Below are 20,366 nucleotides of genomic sequence, written 5' to 3'. Positions count from 1 at the left end.
GGTGGGAGGCCCGACGGGTGGCGGCCCCGGCGGCGGTGCCCTTCGTCTGGGCCTATGTGCTCTTCACGGGGAACCAGGCCCCGGCGGTGCGCTCGGCGGTGATGGCCACGGCGGTGCTCCTGGGGTTGGGGCTGTGGCGGCGCGCGGATGGGCTCAATGGCCTTTCGCTCGCGGCCCTGGTGCTCGTGGCCTGGACGCCCTCCAGCGTGGTGGACCTGTCGCTGCGGCTGTCGTTCCTCGCGGTGCTGGGACTGGTGTTGCTGTCGCCCGCGCTGCGTGAGGCCTTGCCCCTGGATCCGCCCGACCCTTCCGAACCCCGGCGGCTGAAACGCTGGGCCGCGCAAGGGCGGGAGACGGTGGCGCAGACGCTGTGCGCGAGCGCGGCGGCGACGCTCGTGGGCCTGCCCGTGGTGGCGGCGGCGTTCGGCCGGGTGAGCCTGGCGGGGCTCATCTCCAACATCGTCGCGCTGCCCCTGTGTGGCGTGCTCACCGGGCTCGCGGCGGGCGGCGCGGCGCTCTTCGTCGTCGCCCCCGTCGTCGCGACGCCGGTGCTGTGGGCGGGCGCGTGGGCATCGGAGCTGCTGCTGGCCATCACGCGGGGCTTCGCTTCGGTGCCCTTCGCGGCGGTGGAGGTGCCTGGATTCGGGCCGGTTCTCGCTTTCGTTTATGCGGTGGGACTGGGGTGCTGGGCGCTGGGTTCAGGGCGCTGGCGTCATGCGGGGGTGCTCGCGCCGCTGGCCGTGGTGGGCGCCGTGCTGCTTCCCGGGCTCGCTCCGGAGCCCGCGCTGCGCATCACCTTCCTGTCGGTGGGCCAGGGAGACGCGGTGGTGCTCCGCTCCCGGGGGCACCATGCGCTCGTGGACGCTGGCGGTGTGCCCGACGGCGCGGACACGGGTGAGCGCTTCGTGCTGCCTTTCCTCAAGGCCGAGGGCGTCTCCCATCTGGACCTCGCGGTGCTGTCCCATCCCCATCCCGACCATGCGCTCGGGCTCGTGTCCACGCTGTCGCAGGTGCCCACCGAGCGGCTGTGGCTGTCCGCAGGCACCACGGACGGCCCCCTCTCCCGCCGTGTCATGGCGGCCGCCGCGGGTGCCCGGGTGGAAGAGGTGCAGGTGGGGCATGCCCCGCTCGCCCTGGGCGAAGCGACCCTGGAGGTGCTCGGGCCTCCGGTGGACCGGGAGTTGTTGGAGGGCGCGAACGACCGCAGCGTGGTGCTGCGCGTGCGCCATGGTGACGTCACGGTGTTGCTGGCAGGCGACATCGAGGAGGACGGTGAGGCCGCGCTCGCGCAGTCCTTGGGTCCTGTCACCGTGTTGAAGGTTCCACACCACGGCTCCCGCACGTCGTCCACCTCGCCGCTCCTGGAGCGAACGCGGCCACGCCATGCGGTGTTCTGCGTGGGCCGGCGCAACCGGTTCGGGTTTCCCCATCCCGAGGTGGAAGCGCGCTACCGGGCCCTGGGCACGGCGTGCTGGCGCACCGACCGGGACGGCGCGGTCACCCTGGAGAGCGACGGCACGGACGTCCGCCTGGTGTCCTTCCTGCCACACGACGAGGTGGCACCCCTGCCCGTTGCCGCAAGTGGGAACAAGACCCACCGTAGCGCCGATGATTTCCGATGATCTCGATCTGCAGCAGCTGACCCTCGAACTGAAGTCGAAGCTCGGCCCGGGCGAGCCCGTGGGCTACCTGCGCGGCAAATCGCTCATGCGCGACATGCTGCTCATGATGCGCTCGAACCACTTCTCCGAGCTCGAGGCCGAAGAGCTGATCGACACGCTGGAGGCCCGGGGCTTCGTGCGCTTCCTGGGAGATCCGGCCGAGCGTTCCGTCGCGGATGCACCCTGGGACATCTCACCCCACGCGTGACGCCGCTTCCCCTACTGGAAGACGAGCCACGCGAAGCGCGGCAGCGCGTGGAAGTCACCGATGAAGAGCGGTGAGAAGGCCTGGCCTTCCACCTGTCTCCGGTCATGGTGCTCCAACCGGTAGAGGTTGAAGCGCCAGCGCTCGCCCGGCTGGGGCGGCATGTGCGGCACCTCCGCGAGGTTCTTGAACGGGATGGCCACCTCCACCGTCCAGCCCTCGTCGCGGTCCGACGCGTCGTCCAGCGTGCCGTGCACCTTCACCGCCGTCTTCATCCCGGAGTCCCACGACAGGTCCATGCCCTGGCGCCGCGCGGGGAAGTACGCGTCGAAGATGACGTTGTGGGGTGACACCTCCAGCTCGTTGTACGTGCGCCCGTCCGCGTTGGCGTCGAGGAACACCTCCACGACCTCCTGCTCGTAGATGGAGTCGTCGCGGTTGCGCAGCGAGCCCCAGACGTCCGGATCCTCCACGTCGAAGGCCACGTACAGGTTCGCGTCGTCGTACACGAGCCGCGCCTGCGTGCGCAGCCGCCCGGGCCGACCGTCGAAGCTGCCCACCAGCGTCACCGACTTCGCGCCCTTCCAGGCCTCGTCGTCGAGCACGCCGTCGAGCACGGGCGCCTTCTTCACCCGCGTCACCGTGTACTCCGGCAACGCGGGGGGCTCGCCGCCCAGGAGCGGGCCGCGCGCGCGGTCGGTGCCCAGCTGCGCGCGCGGATCATCCACCGTGAGCCGTTCGTCACCGCGCCAGAAGCCCAGCACCACGCGGCTGGGACTGGCCGGCATCACGACGGTGTGCACGTCCTCCAGCACCTTGCCCACGGGCCAGGTCTCCAGCGGCGCGGCGCCGTCCTGGAACTCGTGGTCGGCGTTGCCGATCATCTGTCCGCTCTCCGGCTCCACCACGTGCACGAAGAAGTGGAAGCCCTGCGGCGGCGCTCGCACGGCCTGGAAGTAGTGCGCGAGCTTCACCGGCTGCCCGGGCGTGGCCTTCTCCGGCGTCACGCGCGTTCCCAGGTAGACGATGGCACCACCCGCGAAGGTGGCGCCTCCGCGATACGTGAGATCCGCGGGGGCCGCGTCGAGCGTCCGCAGCGTCGTGGGCGCGGGCAGCCGGGGCGTGCGGTGCGCGGGGCCCGCCTGTTCGTCGCGGCAGGCGCCGACAAACAGGACGGAGGACAACAGCGGGAGCAGGACGAAGGGGCGGAGGCGCATTCGAGGGCGCGGAGCCTACCACCGGGAACTGCACTCCACGGGCGGGAGTCAAGCTGTACGCAAGAGGGGGCGACCGAGCCGCCGGGCCCCCCTCACCCTGTTGGCGTGTCCGGGAGGGCACCCCATGTTTCGGTCCACCACAGGAGGGGTAACCACATGGGCAAGGGACTGTTGGCGGGTGCGGTGGCGGTATCAGTGCTGGCGGCGGGTTCGGCTCACGCGGCTTCGACGGAGCTGCGCAGGTCCACGAACACGCGCGGCCTTTCGTTCCTCGTGGGCGGCGGCGTGGAGGGCTACACGGACGCCCTCCGGTCGCAGATTGATCCGGGTCTGTCCTACGGCGTGACGTTGGGCCTCAAGCCGACGAACGTGGTGGGCCTCGAGCTGGGCTACACGGGCGCCGTCAGCGAATTCAACTCCGATGGGGTGCTCGCGACGAACGCGGACGGACCGGACATCGTGCGCAACGGCGCACAGGCCGCGGTGACGGTGGGCCTCACGGCCACGCGGCTCCAGCCGTACGTCATGGGCGGCGTCGGCCTCAGCCGCTACAACGTGCGCGCCATCGCGCCGGGCTTCTCCGACGACACGGTGGGCAACGTGCCGGTGGGCGCGGGCCTGCGTCTGAACCTCGGGGGCTTCACGGCCGACGCGCGGGTGGCCTACAACTTCCTGTTCGATCAGGGGTTCGCCGCGTCGCTGCCGGCGTCCGACGTGGACCTGGGCGGTGACGAGACGTTCAGCAAGGGCGGCCGCTACGTGGGCACGCTCAACCTCGGCGCGACGTTCTAGCCGGCCAGCGCCGTCCCGGCCTCCGGACACGGGAGGCCCGGGGCGGATGGGGGCTTCGAGGCAACCTCGCGAAAATCCAGCGCCCGGCGGCAGGCTTGAGGCTTGCTGCCGGGCGTTCGCATGCGCTTCGAATTCGAGCACCTGGGCACCCCCACCCCGTTCGAGCTGACCGAGGGCCAGCACCTGCTGGGAGGCGGCCCCGAGGACCATGTCCACCTGGAGGGCCTGCCGCCCGGGCTGTTGACCCTGCGCGTGGAGTCCCAGCGGCTCATGGTGGAGGCGGTGCGCAGCTTCACCGTGAACTCCGTGCGCGTGATGCCCGGCGTGGCGCGCCTGGTCCTGCCCGGGGAGGTGCTGGGCCTTCCGGAGGGCATGTGCCTGCGGGTGCTCTCCGAGCCGAGCGCCCCCGAGCGCGGCGTGGGCACGGTCGCGGTGCTCAAGGGACTGCTGGCGGACTCAGAGGCCCGCCCCTCCCGCGCCGCCACCCTCACCTGTCTCACCGGCCTGGACGTGGGCCGCTGTCATCCGCTCGCGGAGGCGAACACGGACATCGGCCGGGGCGAGGGCGTGGCCCTGCGGCTTCGGGACCGGGCCGTGTCCCGCCTGCATGCGCGGATCCGCCGCGAGGGCCCGGGCTTCATCCTGGAAGACCTGGGCACGCCCAACGGGGTGTTCCTCAACGGCGTGCGTTTGGAGGCGCCCGGGCCGCTGGTGGATGGCGATGTCGTGGAGCTGGGGCGCTCGCTGCTGCGCTTCCAGGCGGCGTTCGATGATGCGTCGGGCGCGGTCCGTCGGGCGCCGACGCCCCTGGGCCACGAGGTGGGAGAGCGGACAGAAGCGGGAGCGCTGCTGTCTCCTCGACGGAAGCGACGGCGCTCGGAGGGGTGGCTCATCGCCGCGGGCGCGGCGTTGGTGCTGCTGGGGTTGCTCCTCTCGGCGCTGCTGGCGGCGGCCGGGTGAGGGAGCGCGTCGTGCGTCAGACGGGCAGCGGGGAAAGGCCCGCGCGCTCCACGAGGAGCCTCGCCAGGTCCCGGTGGTGGCGGAAGAAGCTGGTGAAGTGCACGAAGCCCTTGCTGCCCCGGATGGCGTAGACCGTCACCGGGCCGGGGAGCACGTCCAGCTTGCGGATGTCCGCGAAGGAGAAGCGCCGGGTGCGCACCATGCCCCGGCAGGTGATGCCGCGGGAGTCCACCTCGATGCGGGTACGCCCGTAGTAGGTCACGGACACCGCGAAGAAGACGACGAAGAAGCCCGCGGACAAGAAGGTCTTCAGCGGGACGCCTTCGAAGTTGAACAGGTAGACGAGCACCCCGATCCACAGCAGTCCCGCCGCCGCCATCGTCGCGGCGAGCACCCGCCGGGGGCGAAAGACCTGCTGCGACTGCTTCCCCTCCACCGTCCGTTCGCGTCCGTCCATGCCCTAAAATAGTGACGCGGACAGCCCCTTTTCGGAGCCCGTCCGCTCACCAGGCGGGCAGTCAGCGCAGGCGCTCGGCCTTCTGGCGGGACTCCTCCTGGAGCTCCGGACGGACATCGGTCGCGGTGGAGCGGGAATAGCGCTCATAGAGGCTCTTGGCCTCCAGGTTGCGCCCCAGGGCCCGGTACGCCTCCGCGAGGCCGTACAGGGGGGAGGCCGACTCCGGCTCCAGCTTCAGCGCGAACTGGTAGTCGGCCGCAGCCTCCGCGTAGCGCCTCAACCCGATGTTGGCGCTGCCCCGGGCGATGTACGCCACGGTCAGCAGCGGCTCCTGCTGCAGGGCCTGCGTCAGCGTCTGGAGCGCGGCCGCGTAGGCGCGCTGGCTGATGTGCTGCACGCCCTGCTCGTAGGCACGGCGGGCCTGGGCACGCGTCGTGTCCGCCACGGGGCCTGAACCGGGCGTCTGTCCCAGGGCCTGCGGAGAGGTGCCCGCCTCCGCCTGCTTCGCGCGTGCACGGGCCACGTTGTCCTGCGCGCTCTGGCGGATGGCGGCGTCCTGGGTGAGGCGCGAGGCCCGCTCCCATTCCTCGATGGCGCGGCCGTAGTAGCCGAGCACCGCCAGCGCATTGCCCAGCTTGAAGCGCGCCTCCACGTGATCCGGCGCCGCGTGCTTCGCGTCGAGGAAGGCGAAGGCGGCCTCCCGGTAGCGACGCTCGCGCATCAGCGCGTCTCCATCCCGGACCCGCGACGCCGCCAGCGCGGCCTGTGACGGGCGCTGCGGCTCCGCGAGGTCTCCACTCCGGGTGGCCGCGGGCTCCGTCGGACGCGCGGTGGGCTCCTTCGCCACGGGGGCTGGGGCCTGCGCTGCCGCGGGGGACTTCGTATCGGGTGCAGGCACCTGAGCCTGTGCTGGAGCAGCCGAGGGAGACTTCGCCGTGGGCACCGGAGCCTGAGCCGGAGTGGCCGAGGCCGTCGCGGGCGTCTTCGCCTCGCCGGTCGTGGCCTGCGTACCGCCGGAGGCAGGAGCCTTCGCCTCGGCAGCGGGAGCCTGCGTGCGACCGGAGACAGGCGCCGTCGCGGGCGCCTTCGTCTCGCCGGTCGTTGCCGCTGCGGGGGTGCCCGACGCGGGACGGGTGACACTTCCCTTCGCCGGGGTCGTTCCCTGCCCCCAGGCCGACGGCGCCGCCGAGCAAAGCAGCACCACCGCCGAGACACCGAGCTGGAACCTGCGCGTGCGAATCATGTCCCTCTCCCGTCCTCGCCCCCGGCGGGCCAGGACCTCTCCTGCTTGCGAGCCCCGTTCCCGGGGCCCGCTCCCCATCCCTAGCTGCGGAAGGGGTTCTGCAGCAGCACCGTCTCGCCGCGGTCCGCGCCCACGGAGACGCACACCACGGGCACGCCGCTGACCTCTTCGACGCGGCGCACGTAGCGCTTGGCGGCTTCCGGCAGCTCATCGAACGTGCGCACGCCGGCGAGCTTCTCGTCCCAGCCGGGCAGCGTCTCGTAGATGGGCTTCACGCGCGCCAGATCCTCGTAGTCGCCCGGCAGCTCCGTCACGCGTGCGCCGTCCAGCTCGTACGCGTTGCAGATGTTGAGCGACTTCAGGCCGCTGAGCACGTCCAGCTTGGTGAGCGCGATGCCCCACAGGCCGTTGACGCGCACCGCGTAGCGCAGCACCACACCGTCCAACCAGCCGCAGCGGCGGGGACGACCCGTCGTCGCGCCGAACTCGTCGCCCACCTTGCGCAGCCGGTCCCCCAGCTCGTCGCTCAGCTCCGTGGGGAACGGACCACCGCCCACGCGCGTGGTGTAGGCCTTGCTGATGCCCATCACCTTGTCGATGGCCGTGGGCCCCAGGCCCGAGCCCACCGCGGCGTTGCCCGCCACGCAGTTGGAGCTGGTGACGAACGGATAGGTGCCGTGGTCCACGTCCAGCAGCGTGCCCTGCGCGCCCTCGAAGAGGATGCGGGCGCCGCGGCGCACCTGCTCGGAGAGGAAGAGCGAGACGTCGTGCACGTAGGGGCGCAGCCGGTCTCCCAGCGCGGAGAACTCCGCGTGGATCTGCGGCGTCTCCATCTTCGGCACGTCCACGCCCGCCTGGGAGCAGAGCTCCTTGAGCTCATCCAGCGCGGACGGCAGGCGCTCGTCGATGCGGCGGCGCAGGCGCTCCGGATGGAGCAGGTCGCGCACGCGGATGCCCCGGCGGGCCACCTTGTCTTCGTAGGCCGGACCGATGCCCCGCCCCGTGGTGCCGATGGCGCTGCCCCCGCGGGCCTTCTCGCGGAAGCTGTCCAACAGCTTGTGCCACGGGAAGATGACGTGGGCGTTGTCGGAGATGAGCAGCTGCGCATCATCCTTGAGGAAGCCGCGCGGCTTGAGCGCGTCGATCTCTCCGACGAGGACGGCGGGATCCACCACCACCCCGTTGCCAATGACACACGTCTTGCCCGGGTGAAGGATGCCCGAGGGAATCAGGTGCAGGACGGTCTTCTGCCCTCCGACCACCAGCGTATGCCCTGCGTTGTTGCCGCCCTGGAAACGGACGACGACCTGGGCATGCTCGGTGAGAAGGTCAACGACCTTGCCCTTACCCTCATCTCCCCACTGCGCTCCGATGACGACGACGTTCGGCATGGTGCCCGCCGCTTAGCACGCGGGAGGGGCCGGGTGACAGTGTTCCGCGAAGCCGCAATGAAGGGCCTGGCAGGCCGCCTTGTCCCACCCTGTCCACACTCGCGTGGATTCGGCCTGGACAAGGGCCCGGACACCCCGGGCCAGCCGGCGCGCCGCCCCGGCGTCCGCTGCCCCGCTGGGAAGGAATTCCGGCTCCGGGACCGCTTCCCCCAGGAAGGCCACCCCCACCCGCACGGGCACCCCGTCCTTCACCATCCGCGCCGCCGCCAGCGCCAGGGCCGTCAGCTCGTGAGCACACGCAGCCGGGCCCAGGGGGTGCCGAGCGCCTGGCCGCAGGAGGACCGCCACCGCTTCGCCCTCCGGCGACTCCCAGAGCAGGTCCACCACGCCCTCCACGGCGGCGTCGTGCTCCAGGTCTAGCACGAAGTCGAGCCCCCGGTGCACCGTGGACGCAGGCATGGCCGCCAGCCGCCGGGCGAAGTCCGTCCCGAGGAAGCGCTCCACCGTGGTCAGCACGTCGCCCAGCTCGTCCTCCTCCGGATCACGGCCTGCGCTGCGCAGCAGGTGCTCCAGGTGCGCGCGCCGCTCCGAGGCCCCCGCGTCCGGCCCCGCCAGCGACAGATCCACGTCGCGCAGGAGCCGCGACACCAGCTGGCCCGGACGCTCCACGGGCAGCCATCCTTCCGGCTCCACGAGCAGCGGCGAGGCCTGCGCTGGCGCTTCCCACGGCTCCGACCCGACGGTGAGCCCCAGCCGGTGGAGGTGGTGGTAGCGGCGCGGGCACGTGAGGAAGTCCTGCACCGAACGCACGGATGCGACCACGGGCTCACTGGCGAAAGCGCTGTCGTCTTCCCTGGTGTCCTCGAACGCGTCGGATCCGTCACCGGATCCATCGTGGAGATCTTCCTCGGACACGCGGGCCAGGGCGGACTCCATGCGGGCCCGGGCCTGGGCGACCTGTGCTTCGGTGGGCGGCTCCGGATCCGCGGGCGGCGGCAGCTGCTCCACGTCCACATCGAGCGCGAGCGCGCGCAGGTCCGGATCCGCGTCCAGGCGCCGGTCCATGCGGTGCCACCATGTGTCAGTGCCCGCGCGCTTCTCCTCGCCGCCCGACAGCACCAGCAGGTCCTTCGCGCGGGTGAGGGCCACGTAGAGGAGGCGCAGGTACTCAGCGTCCTCGCGGGACTTGAGTTCGGCGCGCACCGCCTCGAAGCGCTCGGAGGTGAAGGTGTCCAGCGAGTCCGGCATCCAGGGCCGCAGCGCCAGGCCGAACGAGCGCTCGAAGTACGCGCGGGCCGACGTGGTGCGACGCCGGCCGCCCATCCCGGGCACCACCACCACCGGCCACTCCAGACCCTTGGCCCGGTGGATGGTGAGGAGCTGCACGGCGCGCGGATCGCCCTCGTCCATCAGGTCCGCCTGCGCCTCGTTGGGATCGGAGTCCGCCAGCTGGCGCAGCTCGCGCGCGAAGGCCACGCAGCCGCCCGTTCCCCGCTCGTCCCTCCGCGCCGCCAGGGACAACAGCTTGTCCACGTTCGCGCTCGCCTGCTCCGCGTAGGGTGAACCCGCCAGCGCCTCGCAATACCCGGTCGCCTCCAACGCCGAGTGCAGCAGCGCGTGCACGCCCAGCCGATCCCGTTCGCGCCGCAGCACGGGGATGAGTTCCAGGAAGCACGCGAGCCTTCCCTGCTCACGCGCGGACATCGCGGCGCGCACGCCCGCGTCCACCAGTCGCTGCGAGCCGAGCGACAACGGCAGATCCCCCGCGAGCCGGAACAGCGACGCATCCGACAGGCCCACCAGCGGCGAGCGCAGCACCGCGGCGAACGCGAGCGCGTCGTCCGCATCCGCCAGGAGCGCCAGCAGCGAGGCGAGGTCACGCACCTCCTGCGCCCCGTAGAAGCCACGGCCTCGCAGCACCCGGTGCGGCACGCCGTGACGGATCAGCGCCTGCCGGTACTCCTCCAGGTGCGTGAAGGTCCGGAAGAGGATGGCCACGTCTCCGCCGCGCGCGGGACGCAGGCCCTTCTTGTCCTCCGCCATCACCGTCGCCGGAGCACCGGGCGCCAGCATCACCCGCAGCCTCCGGGCCACCGCGTCCGACTCGTGCTCGCGCAGCTCCGGAGCGGTGTCGGCCTCTGGCAGCGTCAGCCGCTCCACCACCGGCCCTTCCGCCAGATCCCGACGCGTGGGTGACAGGTCGTCCGTCGCCGCGTCGTAGACGACCTCGAACGGACGGGGCGTCGCCTCACAGGCCACGAGCAGTCCCGCGAAGGCCCGGTTGAAGAACGTCAGCACGCCCGGCAGCGAGCGGTAGTTGTGCTGGAGGAAGCCGCGCGCTCCGCCCTCGTCTTCGATCTTCTTCGCCAGCACCGTGAACACGGACACGTCCGCGCCCCGGAACTCGTAGATGGACTGCTTGCGGTCACCCACCGCGCACAGGAACGCGGGCTCCAGCGGCAGCGCGGCCACCAGATCCGCGTCCGGTGTCAGCTCGCGCGGCCCGCCTTCACGGCGTTCGGCCAACAGCAGCACCAGCTCCAGCTGCAGCCGGTTGGTGTCCTGGAACTCGTCCACCAGCAGGGCGCCCAGCCGCTCCTGCACCTGCTGACGGAACTCCGGGTGGTCGCGCAGGAGGTCGCGCGCCTTCACCAGCAACGACGTGAAGTCGAACACGTTGCGCCGCGACAGCTCCGCGTCGTGCCGCGTCTCCACCTGACTCAGGAGGTCGCGGAAGGTCTCCTCGAAGGGCGCCGTGCGCCACGCGGCGTAGGCATCCTCCAGTCGCCGCACCGAACCGTCGCTCTTGCCCTTCACCTTCCAGAGCAGCTCCTTCAGGCACGCGCCCGCGCCCTTGCGGAGGTTGGCCAGGTTGCGCGGCTCCGACAGCAGCACGTTCCGCAACGTCGGGAAGTGCTCCGTCTTCAGGAACGTGTCCGGCGTCATCCCTTCCAGCGCCCGCTCGCACGCGGACAGGAGCGGGCTCCACTCGACCTTGGTGTCCTGCGCGCGGGCCTCGGCGCACAGCCTGCGGCAGTCCTGGATGAGCGCTTCGAGCTGCGCCTTGTCCGCCACGCCATCGCCCACGCGCGCCGTCGCCGCCTTCAGGCCCTCCTCGCGCAGCGTGCGGTAGACGTCCATCAGCGCGGCCACGAGCCCGTCGGAGAAGCCCGAACCGGAGAAGCCCAGCTCCGCGCACAGCTCGCGCACGCGTGCGTCGCCTCCCTCCAGCGCGTCCAGCACCACGCGCTCGGTGACGTCCTCCAGCAGGCCCGCGGACTCCAGCTCGTCCAGCACCTCGAAGGCGGGATCGATGCCCACCGCGGGCGGCGCTCGGCGCAGCAGCTGACCGCAGAGCGAGTGGAACGTGCCCACCGTCGCGGCGCTCAACTCCTCACGCACCTTGCGCCACTCGTCCTGCGTGGGGAACGGACGTTCCAGCCTCGCGAGCGACGCCCGCAGGTCCTTCTCCGCGTCCGCCGGGACATCCCCCTGGGCCAGCGCGTCCAGGCGCTCCCGGACGCGACGGCGCATCTCCGCGGCGGCCTTGTCCGTGAACGTGAGCATGCACAGGCGCGACGGTCGCAATGCTGGGGCCGCCTCGCGCGCGCCTGCGAACAGGTGCAGCGTCATCGTCACCAGGCTGTACGTCTTGCCCGCGCCTGCGCCCGCCATCAGGGCCAGGTTCTTCTCCAGCGCGAGCATGTGGGGCGCGGTGTCGCTCATCCGCTCCCCTCCTCCGTCACGCGCCGCTCGGTGATGCGGCACACCGCGCGGTAGCCGCAGCGCCCGCAGTCGTTGGGCCGCGCCGGAAAATCACCCTTGCGTAGGCGCTTCACCAGCGTCTCCACCGCGTTGGGCAGGTTGAGTCCCTGGGCCTCCGCCACGCGCTGGCGCACCTCCGGATCCGTGGACAGCAGGTCCTCCAGCTCCGCGGGCGGCATCACGTCCGACAGGTGGATGGTGGCGCCCGTGCGCAGTGAGAACCACGCCGCGTTGCGCGCCCCCACGTGGCCGCTCACGCGCGCGGCGTAGAGGTACAGCGGGAGCTGGAAGTCGGAGAGCAGCAGGTTCTCCTTCAGCGTGCGCTTGTCCAGCTTGCCCGTCTTGTAGTCGATGACGCCCACTTCCACGCCGGCCGTGTCCAGCCGGTCGATCTGCCCCTCGAAGATGATGGCGTCGTCCGCCACCATCAGCTTCACGTCGCTCCAGCGCTTGTCCTTCGCCGCGGGACCGAACTTCAACTCGAAGCCCTCCGGCACCAGCGGATCAAAGGGCAGGCCCCGGCGCTGATCCGTGAGGATTCGCCGCACCATCGCGTGGGCCTTCTCTCCCGCGAGCTTCCACAGCTCGCGGTGGCCCACGTGGTGGAGTTCCTCGAAGTGCTTGCTGGCCTTCTTGACCGCCTTCTCCAGCACCTCCTTGGGGATGTCCTCCGGCGCCTGCCCCAGCAGCTTGTGCTCCTTGAGCGCCTGGAACACCTCCTCCATCACGCGGTGCCAGAAGGTGCCGCGTCCCCGGGCGTCGAACTCCTCACCGGGCACCACGGGTTCGGCCACCTTCAGTCCGTACGCGATGAAGCCCTGGAAGCCGCAGTTGCCGAAGCGGGCCAGGGCGCTCGCGGACAGCGGTCGCTCCAGGCCGAAGTGGAAGGTCTCCCGCAGCTTCTGTTCCAGCTCGGGGCCCTGCACGCCGCCCGTGAACTCGCCCGGCACCTCCTCCTCGCTGCCGAAGAAGCGCAGGCGCGCGGCCTCCATGTGGGCCAGCTCTCGCGCGGTGCGGAACCAGTCGTCCGTCCCGAAGCGCTCCTTCAGGAGCGGACCCGCCGGATCCGGTTCGGTGACACGCAGCTTGACGTTCGCCAGCGCCTCCAGCGCCACGGTGCGCCGCAGCTCCGCGCGCGTGAGCACTTCGTCCAGCGGCAGCACCGGCGACAGCGCGCGCGTGGCCCAGTGACGGCCGGTGAGCCGCCGCACCTCTTCCAGGAACGCCGACGGCACCTGCTCCTGGCCTCCCGACGCCTGCACCGCGAACGAAAGGCTCAGTGTGGCTTCCGCCGCCGCGAGCGCGCTGGCGAACAGCAGCCGGTCCTCGGTGAGCCTCCAGGGGGCGCGCTCGTCGAACTCGCCTCCCGTCAGCCGGAACACGTCGCGGGTCAGGTGCACGTTGAGCGCCACGCGCTCCGCATCGCCCAGCAGCGGTGACGGCGGATCCCTCCCCGGGAGCCGGCCTTCGGTGAGCCCCGCGACGAAGAGGTGGCGGAAGGTGCGGCCCGGCACCTCGCGCAAATCCAACACCTCCACCGCGCCCGCGGTGGGGCCTCGCGCGGGCAGGTGCACGTCCTTCAGCGTGTCCGCCAACCACCGGCCCAGCGTGCGCCTTGTGATGCGCGGCCCGCCGCCCACCGCGCGCAGCGAGCGCAACAGGTCCTCCATCCGCTGACGGAACGCCGCGAGCGCCGCGCCGTCACGGGCCCTCGCGTCCTCGATGCGAACACCGAGCAGGCCTTCTTCGCGCGGCTCCTGCGGGCCCGCCGAGTCCAGGAGGCCCAGCCGCTCCACGACCTTCCACCACCCGGCGACCAGCTCCGCGGCGGTGCCCTCCTGCGGGATGTGGCGGCACTCATCGATGAGCCGCATCACGCGGTCGCGCAGCGCGCGCACAGCCATGACCCGGACCGCGTCCTCCTTGTGCCTGCCGCCCTGCGCCTGCAACCGGCGCGCGAGTCCCTCCAGGCGCACGTCGTAGGCGCCCCTGCCTCGCGTCGCTCCCAGCCGGTCATCTCGCGCGGCGGCCAGCGCGAAGAGGGCCGCGGGCGCGTCCGGGCCGCCTCGGGACAGCGAGGGCACGTAGCGGCTGGCGACGATCTCCGCCACGCGCTCCGCCGGGAAGCCGTCCTCCATCAGCGCGGGCAGCTCCAGCGCCAGTCGCACCGGCCCCGCGAGCGCGAGCGGTTCGCCCCAGGGCAGACGCACCGGCACGCCCAGCTCTCCCAGCGCCTCCGCGAGCCAGCCGGCCTCCGGGCCCAGGTCCCGGTACGCGATGGCGATGTCGCCCGGCGCGCTGCCCGCCGCGACCAGCCGCCGCACGTCGCGGGCCACCATGCGGGCCTCCTCGCGCGCGGACGTCGCGTTCCACACCGACAGCCCGTGCACCGCGTCCTTCAGCACGTCGCGCGCGGCCCGGGGTGAGAACAGGTGCCGTCCCAGGTCCGTGAAGGGCCGGCCCTCGAACGTCACGTCCGCCTTGAAGAGGTCCACGTGGGGCATCGTCTCGCCCCGGTTCTCGAAGGCCCGGAACAGCGCCGCGAGCGCCGCGTCCGCCACCGGCGAGCCGCCCACCGGCGTCTCCACGCGCAGCGACACCCGCCGGGACTCGCATGCCGCCGCGAGCCCCAGCAGCAGCTCCAGCTTCGACGGTCGCACGTCGTAGACGCCGTGGAGCACGAGCCCCGTCACCCCGTCCCAACCCGCGGGCCACGCGCCCCGGTCCAGCGCCTCACGCGCGCCCCGGAGCACGTCCTCGCGGTCCGCGAGCCCCAGCTCCGCCAGTCGCTGCTCGTACAGGTGATAGAGCCGGGCCAGCACCCGCACGCGCGTGCGGCGCTCGGGCGGCAGCACCTCCGCGGCGTCCTGGAGCTCGCGCGGGGAGAGGCGGCCCGCCTTCAGGTCCAGCAACACCTCCGCCGCGGCCCGGGCGAACGCGGGCTCGCGCACGTAGTCGCCGAACGGCGTGCTCCCCAGCGAGGCTCCCAGCCCGGCCACCACCGCGCGGGCCGCCGTCGCCGGACAGGGCCGCCGGTTGAGTTCGCCCGCTCCCCCCAGCGTCTGGACGAAGTCGTCCCACGTGAGCAGGTGGGTCCCCACCGCGAGGCCACGCGCACGCCGCTCCGCCCGCAGGGCTGCCTGACGGCGCGCGGCATCGGGGAAGACGTGGAGTGTGCGACCAGGGCGGGACATGGGGGGCGAGGACTCTAGAACGGCCAGGGGCGCCGTTTTCATGCTCCTTTCAAGCCATTCCCACACCCTGGCCCGTTGGCTGCCCGCCTGCTGCCCTCCAAGACCCGGGAAGTCCGAAGACGCGGCCCCGACACCCGACCTGGACTGGCTCCGGTCCACCCCCTCCTCGAGAGGTAGAAACGCGCCTTCAGCGCAGGGCGAGGAAGGCTTCCACCTCGCGGGCCAGCAGCGCGGGGGCGGAGACGTGGGCCACGTGGCCCTGCCCCGGCAGCACTCGGAGCGTCGCGTGGGGGAGGGTCTTCGCCACGGCATGCGCCGGTTCGGCCAGGAGCACCTGGGGGCTCTGGTCCCCCAGCAGCACGAGGGTCGCGGTGTCCACGGCACGGAAGCGCTCCACGCCCAGCGGGAGCTCCGACACCGCGCGGATCTCACGCGTGAAGGTCTCCATCATGCCGAGCTGCTTCGCCCACTGCGGCGTCTGGCGGAAGCCGTCGAGCTGCTCGGGGGTGAGCATCCGGAAGATGTGGTGCTGCGCGGCCACCAGCGCCGCGTCGGGGCCTTCGCGCTTCCACGTGGTGCGGACGAGCTCCACGGCCTCGGAGGGGATGCGCTGGGAGATGGGAAACGGCGGTTCGTAGAGCACCAGCCGGGCCGGGGGCCGCCGCGTCGCCGCCTCCAACGCCAGGATGGCGCCCAGCGAGTGACCGAACAGCGAGGCCCCAGGGCCTGCTTCGCGCATCAGCCCGAGCACGTCCTCCACCTCGCGCTCCAGCGTGTAGGTGGATCCGTCCGCGCTGCTGCCACGTCCGCGCCGCTCCAGCACCAGGTTCGTGAAGTGGGGCGACAGGCGGGAGGCGACATCCCTCCAGTCGTCCCAGGTGCTCAGCGTGCCCGCCACCCAGACGAGCGCGGGGCCCCGACCCTGTCGGAAGTACGAGAGCGACGTGCCATCCGCGGAGGTGAAGCGGTGTTGCGTGAAGGCCTCTGGAGCCCGTGCGCGGGAGGTGTCCGGGGTCCCCGTCTCCGGCGACGTGGCGCAGCCCGCGAGGGTGAGCGCGGCACCGGCCTTCAAGGCGACCCGACGGGAGAAGGCACGGGGTGGATCATCACGGGCAACGGTGCGGCGCGAGCTATCGGAAGACGGGGCATCCGGAGACATGGGCATGGCGGGCGTTTCCTTTCGTCCGCATTCATGCGGTGGAAAAGCCGTGCGCGAAACAGCGGTGTCTGCCATTTCACCCGGGACACCGGTGTCCGCAATCGCAGGGACCTGGAGGAACGCATGGAGAGCCTGTCCGCCATTGGCGTCTTCGCCCGCGTCGCGGAGACCGGCAGCTTCGCTTCCGCGGCGCGTGCGCTGGGCATCACCCCTTCCGCCGCGAGCAAGAGCGTGGCCCGGCTGGAGGAACGCCTGGGCACCCGCCTCTTCCAACGCACCACGCGCCGCATGCACCTCACCGAACAGGGGGCCCGCTTCCACGAGCGCTGCGTGCGCGCCCTCACCGAGCTGCGCGACGCGGAGTCCGAGCTCGCCCACGCCTCGCGCACGCCCCAGGGCCGGCTGCGCGTCAGCGTCCCGGAGATGCTCGCCCTGCGGCTGATCATCCCCCACCTCCAGCGCTTCCGCCGCGCGCACCCCCATCTGGAATTGGACCTGGACGTGAACGACCACGTGGCCGACATCGTCGGAGACGGGCTGGACGCGGCGGTGCGCTGCGGGGAGCTGAGCGATTCGGGTCTGATGCGCCGCCGCCTCGGCCCCAAGCGCTTCGTGCTCTGCGCTTCCCCCGCGTACCTCCAGGCCCACGGCACGCCGCGCTCACTCGAAGCGCTGCGCGACCACGACTGCATCCGCTACCGCTTCGTGTCCACCGGCCGCGTGGAGTCCTGGGCCCTGCGCCAGCCTCCCGGCGCCCCCACGCCCCGCATCCCGGAGACCTTCGTCTTCAACAACAGCGAGGCCGTCACCCACGCGGCCCGGGCGGGGTTCGGCATCGCCCAGTTCGTGGAGATCATGATCCGCCCGGAGCTGGAGGCCGGCACCCTCCGCCCCATCCTCCGCGAGCACTCCCTGGAGCGCGGCGCCCTGTGGCTGGTGTGGCCCCACGCCCGGCGCACCCCTCCCAAGGTGAAGGCCCTGGGTGACTTCCTGGCGCGACTCGTCGAAGAGGACGAGGCCGGCGCCCGCTGACGCCCAGGCACCGCCCAGGCTCCGGAGGTTGCCGGAAGGGGGCGGAGCGCCCTTATGCTCCGCCGCCCCATGACCGCCTCCCTCCGGACCCTCACCGCCCTCTGGCTCTTCCTTCTGGCGCCGCTGTCACCGGCGCTCGCCCAGGACGCGGCCGACACCCCGGATGCGCCCCGCGCGCTGCGCTTCAACTGGGCCCGCGATGGCGTCATCACCGGCGCCGCGGGCGCGCTGTGGATCTCCAGCGAGACGGTGTTCAAGGGCGACCTGGCCCCGGCGCAGTGCCGCTGGTGCGACCGCGCTCCGGATGGCACCGACACGCTCAACCGGTTGGACCGCTGGGGCCGGGGGCTCGCGGGCAACACCGCCGAGTCCCGCAAGCGCGCGGACACGTGGAGCAACGTCATCGGGTTCGCGGGCCTGCCCCTCAGCATGCTTGGCGTCCAGTACGCCGCCGGCCGCAGCAGCGGCGCGTCCCGTGAGTTCTTCGCCCAGGACGCCACCATCATGGTGGAGAGCGCCGTCATCGCCTCCGTCGTCAACCAGGCGGTGAAGTTCACCGTCGGCCGCGAGCGGCCCTTCGTCCACGTGCTGTCCGAGAACGACAAGGGCCTCACCGCCCACCCCACCGACAACAACCTGTCCTTCTACAGCGGGCACACCAACCTGGCCTTCTCGCTGGTGGTGTCCGCGGGCACCGTCGCGTCGCTGCGCGGCTACAAGCACCAGGGCCTCATCTGGGGCGTGGGCCTGCCGCTCGCCGCGTCCGTGGGCCTGCTGCGCATGGGCGCGGACAAGCACTACCTGTCCGACGTGCTCACCGGCGCCGTGCTCGGCTCCGCCTTTGGCGTCGCGGTGCCCCTGCTCCTGCACGGCCGCCTCGACGACGATGCCCGGCCGAACGCGTCGCGGACGTCCTCGCTGACACTCACGCCCTCGGTCGGCCGGCAGGTGGTGGGCGTGTCCGGCGCCTTCTAGCGCCTCCTGGCGCCTGGGGCCGCCGGGCGCGCACCAGCCGACACTTCGCTCCGGCCCTTCCGCGAGCCCCGGGCCCGACATGGTAGGCGATCCGTTCACCTTCGTCGGACGGGTCCCTCCGTGCGCTCCATCCTGCTCGTCGTCCGCCCGTGCGCCCTGGGGCGGTGTCCATGCCCCTGAGTCCGCCCCCCGGGAAGGCCCCCCGGCGCGTCGCGCGCTTCGGCCCCGCGCTGCCCCGCGCCACGTTCGCGGGCTTCGCCCTGGCGGCGGTGGCCATCCTCGCCATCGCCCTGCTCTCCTACCGCACGCTCCGGACCCGCACCGAGGCCAGCGCGCTGGTGACGCGCACGCTGGAGGTCGTGCAGAGCCTGGAGGGGCTGCTGTCCACCCTCAAGGACGCGGAGACGGGCCAGCGCGGCTTCCTGCTCACGGGGGCCGCCAGCTACCTGGACCCCTACGTCGGCGCGACGAAGTCCCTCCCCCGACAGCTGGAGCACCTGAAGGAGCTCACCGCCGACAACGCCCCGCAGCAGCAGCGGCTGACGCGGCTGGAGGCTTCCATCCAGGTGAAGCTGGCGGAGTTGCAACAGACCATCGATCTGCAACTGAAGGGCGACAGCCGGGAGGCCATCGCCGTCGTGAAGGAGGACCGCGGCATCACCGCGATGAAGGACATCCGCGCCACCGTCGAGGAGATGGAGCTGGAGGAGCGGAGGCTGCTCGCGGAGCGCAACGCCGGGTTCCAGGCATCCTCCGAACTCTTCCTGTTCGTCACCTGGGCTGGCTCCGTGCTGCTGCTCGTGCTCATCGGCATGGCGGGCTACATCGCGTCGCGCGACTTCCGCACCCGGAGCATCGAGGCGTGGATCCAGTCCGGCCAGAACGCGCTCTCGCAAGGCATGCAGGGTGAGCAGCGTCTGGAGCAGCTGGGCGACAACGTGCTGCGCGTCCTCGCCGCCACGCTGGACGCCCAGGTGGGCGCGCTCCACCTCGCGGACGCGACGAACCGCTTCCGCCGCGTCGCCGGCTACGCGCTGCCCGCGGGCTTCGAGGCGAAGGGCGACCTCCTGCGCGAAGGCGACGGGCTCGTGGGTCAGGCCCTCAAGGAGGGCCGCGCCTTCCACCTGCGCGACGTGCCCGAAGGCTACCTGCCCATCTCCTCCAGCCTGGGCCACGGCCCCGCCCGCCACGTCCTCATCGCCCCCATCCAGGTGGACGGTCAGGTCAACGCGGTGGTGGAGCTGGGCTTCCTCCACCCGGTGCACCCCTCCGACCTGGAGCTGCTCCAGCGGGTGTCTCCCTCCATCGGTGTCGCGGTGCGTGCCTCGCACGACCGCACGCGCCTGGAGCTGCTGCTGGAGGAGACGCGCCGTCAGGCCGAGGAGCTGCAAGCGCAGCAGGAGGAGCTGCGCGTCTCCAACGAGGAGATTGAAGAGCAGAGCCGCGTCCTCAAGGAATCGCAGACGCGGATGATGACCCAGCAGCAAGAGCTGGAGGAGACCAACGCCCAGTTGGAGGAACAGGCGCGCCAGTTGGAGAGTCAGCGCGACGACCTGACCCTCGCGCAGGTGTCGCTCACGGAGAAGGCCACCGAGCTGGAGCGCACCAACCGCTACAAGTCCGAGTTCCTGGCCAACATGAGCCATGAGCTGCGCACGCCGCTCAACAGCTCGCTCATCCTCGCGAAGCTGCTGGCGGACAACAAGGAGGGCAACCTCACCGCCGAACAGGTGAAGTTCGCGCAGACCATCAGCGCCGCGGGCAATGATCTGCTCGCCCTGATCAACGACATCCTGGACCTGTCGCGCATCGAGGCGGGCAAGGTGGAGGTGCAGCCGGAGCCCGTCACCCTGCGGCGCTTCGTGGAAGGCCTGGACCGCGCCTTCCAGCCCGTGGCGCAGCAGAAGTCGCTGCACTTCTCCTGCACCGTCGCGCCGGACGTGCCTCCCACCGTGGAGACGGATCCGCAGCGGCTGGGCCAGGTGCTCAAGAACCTGCTGGCCAATGCCTTCAAGTTCACCGAACAGGGCGAGGTGGCGCTCACCGTCTCCACCGCGGGCGCGGGGCTCGTGGGCTTCTCCGTGCGTGACTCCGGCATCGGCATCGCCCCGGAGCTGCAGGACGTCATCTTCGAGGCCTTCCGCCAGGCCGACGGCAGCACCCACCGCAAGTACGGCGGCACCGGCCTGGGCCTGTCCATCTCCCGCGACCTGGCGCGCCTCTTGGGCGGCGACGTCACCGTGCGCAGCACCCCCGGCGAGGGCAGCACCTTCACCCTCGTCCTGCCGCTGCGCGCGGGCGCGGCCCCCCAGTTC

Annotated in this window: 14 protein-coding genes; 7 read left to right on the top strand and 7 right to left on the bottom strand. The window is 71.9% G+C overall.

Annotated elements, in window-relative coordinates:
• Together D7V97_RS20225 and D7V97_RS20220 are read left to right on the top strand one after the other, a co-directional pair.
• Nucleotides 1-1,622, top strand: a 1,622-nt coding sequence (locus tag D7V97_RS20225; RefSeq protein WP_147444891.1) for a ComEC/Rec2 family competence protein, incomplete at its 5' end; no start/stop codon positions are given.
• Nucleotides 1,609-1,869: a hypothetical protein gene (locus tag D7V97_RS20220; RefSeq protein WP_120612286.1), complete on the top strand. Its 261-nt coding sequence runs from the start codon at nt 1,609-1,611 to the stop codon at nt 1,867-1,869. The genes D7V97_RS20225 and D7V97_RS20220, both read left to right, overlap by 14 nt.
• Before the next feature lie 11 nt (nt 1,870-1,880).
• Here D7V97_RS20220 and D7V97_RS20215 read toward each other — a convergent pair whose 3' ends face one another.
• The gene (locus tag D7V97_RS20215) at nt 1,881-3,083 is read right to left on the bottom strand and encodes a carbohydrate-binding family 9-like protein (protein WP_120612285.1); all 1,203 of its coding nucleotides are present in this window, start codon (nt 3,081-3,083) and stop codon (nt 1,881-1,883) included.
• A gap of 156 nt (nt 3,084-3,239) precedes the next feature.
• Here D7V97_RS20215 and D7V97_RS20210 point away from each other — a divergent pair, with 156 nt between their 5' ends.
• On the top strand, nt 3,240-3,875 hold the full coding sequence (locus tag D7V97_RS20210; protein ID WP_120612284.1) for an outer membrane beta-barrel protein: 636 nt from the start codon (nt 3,240-3,242) through the stop codon (nt 3,873-3,875).
• Between the two features lie 120 nt (nt 3,876-3,995).
• Nucleotides 3,996-4,835, top strand: a complete 840-nt coding sequence (locus D7V97_RS20205) for an FHA domain-containing protein (RefSeq protein WP_120612283.1) — start codon at nt 3,996-3,998, stop codon at nt 4,833-4,835.
• Between the two features lie 16 nt (nt 4,836-4,851).
• Here D7V97_RS20205 and D7V97_RS20200 read toward each other — a convergent pair whose 3' ends face one another.
• The 6 genes from D7V97_RS20200 to D7V97_RS20175 all read right to left on the bottom strand — a co-directional run bounded on the left by D7V97_RS20200 (nt 4,852) and on the right by D7V97_RS20175 (nt 16,050).
• A complete protein-coding gene (locus D7V97_RS20200) occupies nt 4,852-5,292 on the bottom strand; it encodes a PH domain-containing protein (RefSeq protein ID WP_120612282.1) in 441 nt (146 codons plus the stop codon).
• Between the two features lie 61 nt (nt 5,293-5,353).
• On the bottom strand, nt 5,354-6,535 hold the full coding sequence (locus D7V97_RS45970) for a tetratricopeptide repeat protein (RefSeq protein WP_233583009.1): 1,182 nt from the start codon (nt 6,533-6,535) through the stop codon (nt 5,354-5,356).
• 80 nt (nt 6,536-6,615) lie between these two features.
• Complete coding sequence (locus D7V97_RS20190; protein WP_120612280.1) at nt 6,616-7,926, bottom strand: adenylosuccinate synthase; 1,311 nt, start codon at nt 7,924-7,926, stop codon at nt 6,616-6,618.
• Between the two features lie 12 nt (nt 7,927-7,938).
• Nucleotides 7,939-11,652: a UvrD-helicase domain-containing protein gene (locus tag D7V97_RS20185; RefSeq protein WP_120612279.1), complete on the bottom strand. Its 3,714-nt coding sequence runs from the start codon at nt 11,650-11,652 to the stop codon at nt 7,939-7,941.
• Nucleotides 11,649-14,885: a PD-(D/E)XK nuclease family protein gene (locus D7V97_RS20180; RefSeq protein WP_120612278.1), complete on the bottom strand. Its 3,237-nt coding sequence runs from the start codon at nt 14,883-14,885 to the stop codon at nt 11,649-11,651. The genes D7V97_RS20185 and D7V97_RS20180 overlap by 4 nt, the downstream gene beginning before the upstream one ends.
• A gap of 187 nt (nt 14,886-15,072) precedes the next feature.
• Nucleotides 15,073-16,050, bottom strand: coding sequence for an alpha/beta fold hydrolase (locus tag D7V97_RS20175; protein WP_158623413.1), 978 nt, complete (start codon nt 16,048-16,050; stop codon nt 15,073-15,075).
• 117 nt (nt 16,051-16,167) lie between these two features.
• On the opposite strand from D7V97_RS20175, the gene D7V97_RS20170 reads away from it, so the two are divergent.
• The 3 genes from D7V97_RS20170 to D7V97_RS20160 form a co-directional block, all read left to right on the top strand.
• Nucleotides 16,168-17,076, top strand: a complete 909-nt coding sequence (locus D7V97_RS20170; RefSeq protein WP_158623412.1) for a LysR family transcriptional regulator — start codon at nt 16,168-16,170, stop codon at nt 17,074-17,076.
• 69 nt (nt 17,077-17,145) lie between these two features.
• Nucleotides 17,146-18,051 (top strand): phosphatase PAP2 family protein, encoded by a 906-nt coding sequence (locus D7V97_RS20165; protein WP_233583007.1) that lies wholly within the window; start codon nt 17,146-17,148, stop codon nt 18,049-18,051.
• A gap of 170 nt (nt 18,052-18,221) precedes the next feature.
• Nucleotides 18,222-20,366: CHASE3 domain-containing protein (locus D7V97_RS20160; RefSeq protein WP_120612275.1), on the top strand; the 2,145-nt coding region annotated here is incomplete at its 3' end.

Source organism: Corallococcus sp. CA053C (assembly GCF_003611675.1).
Lineage (GTDB): Bacteria > Myxococcota > Myxococcia > Myxococcales > Myxococcaceae > Corallococcus.
This window is presented reverse-complemented; position numbering and strand designations above follow the sequence as displayed.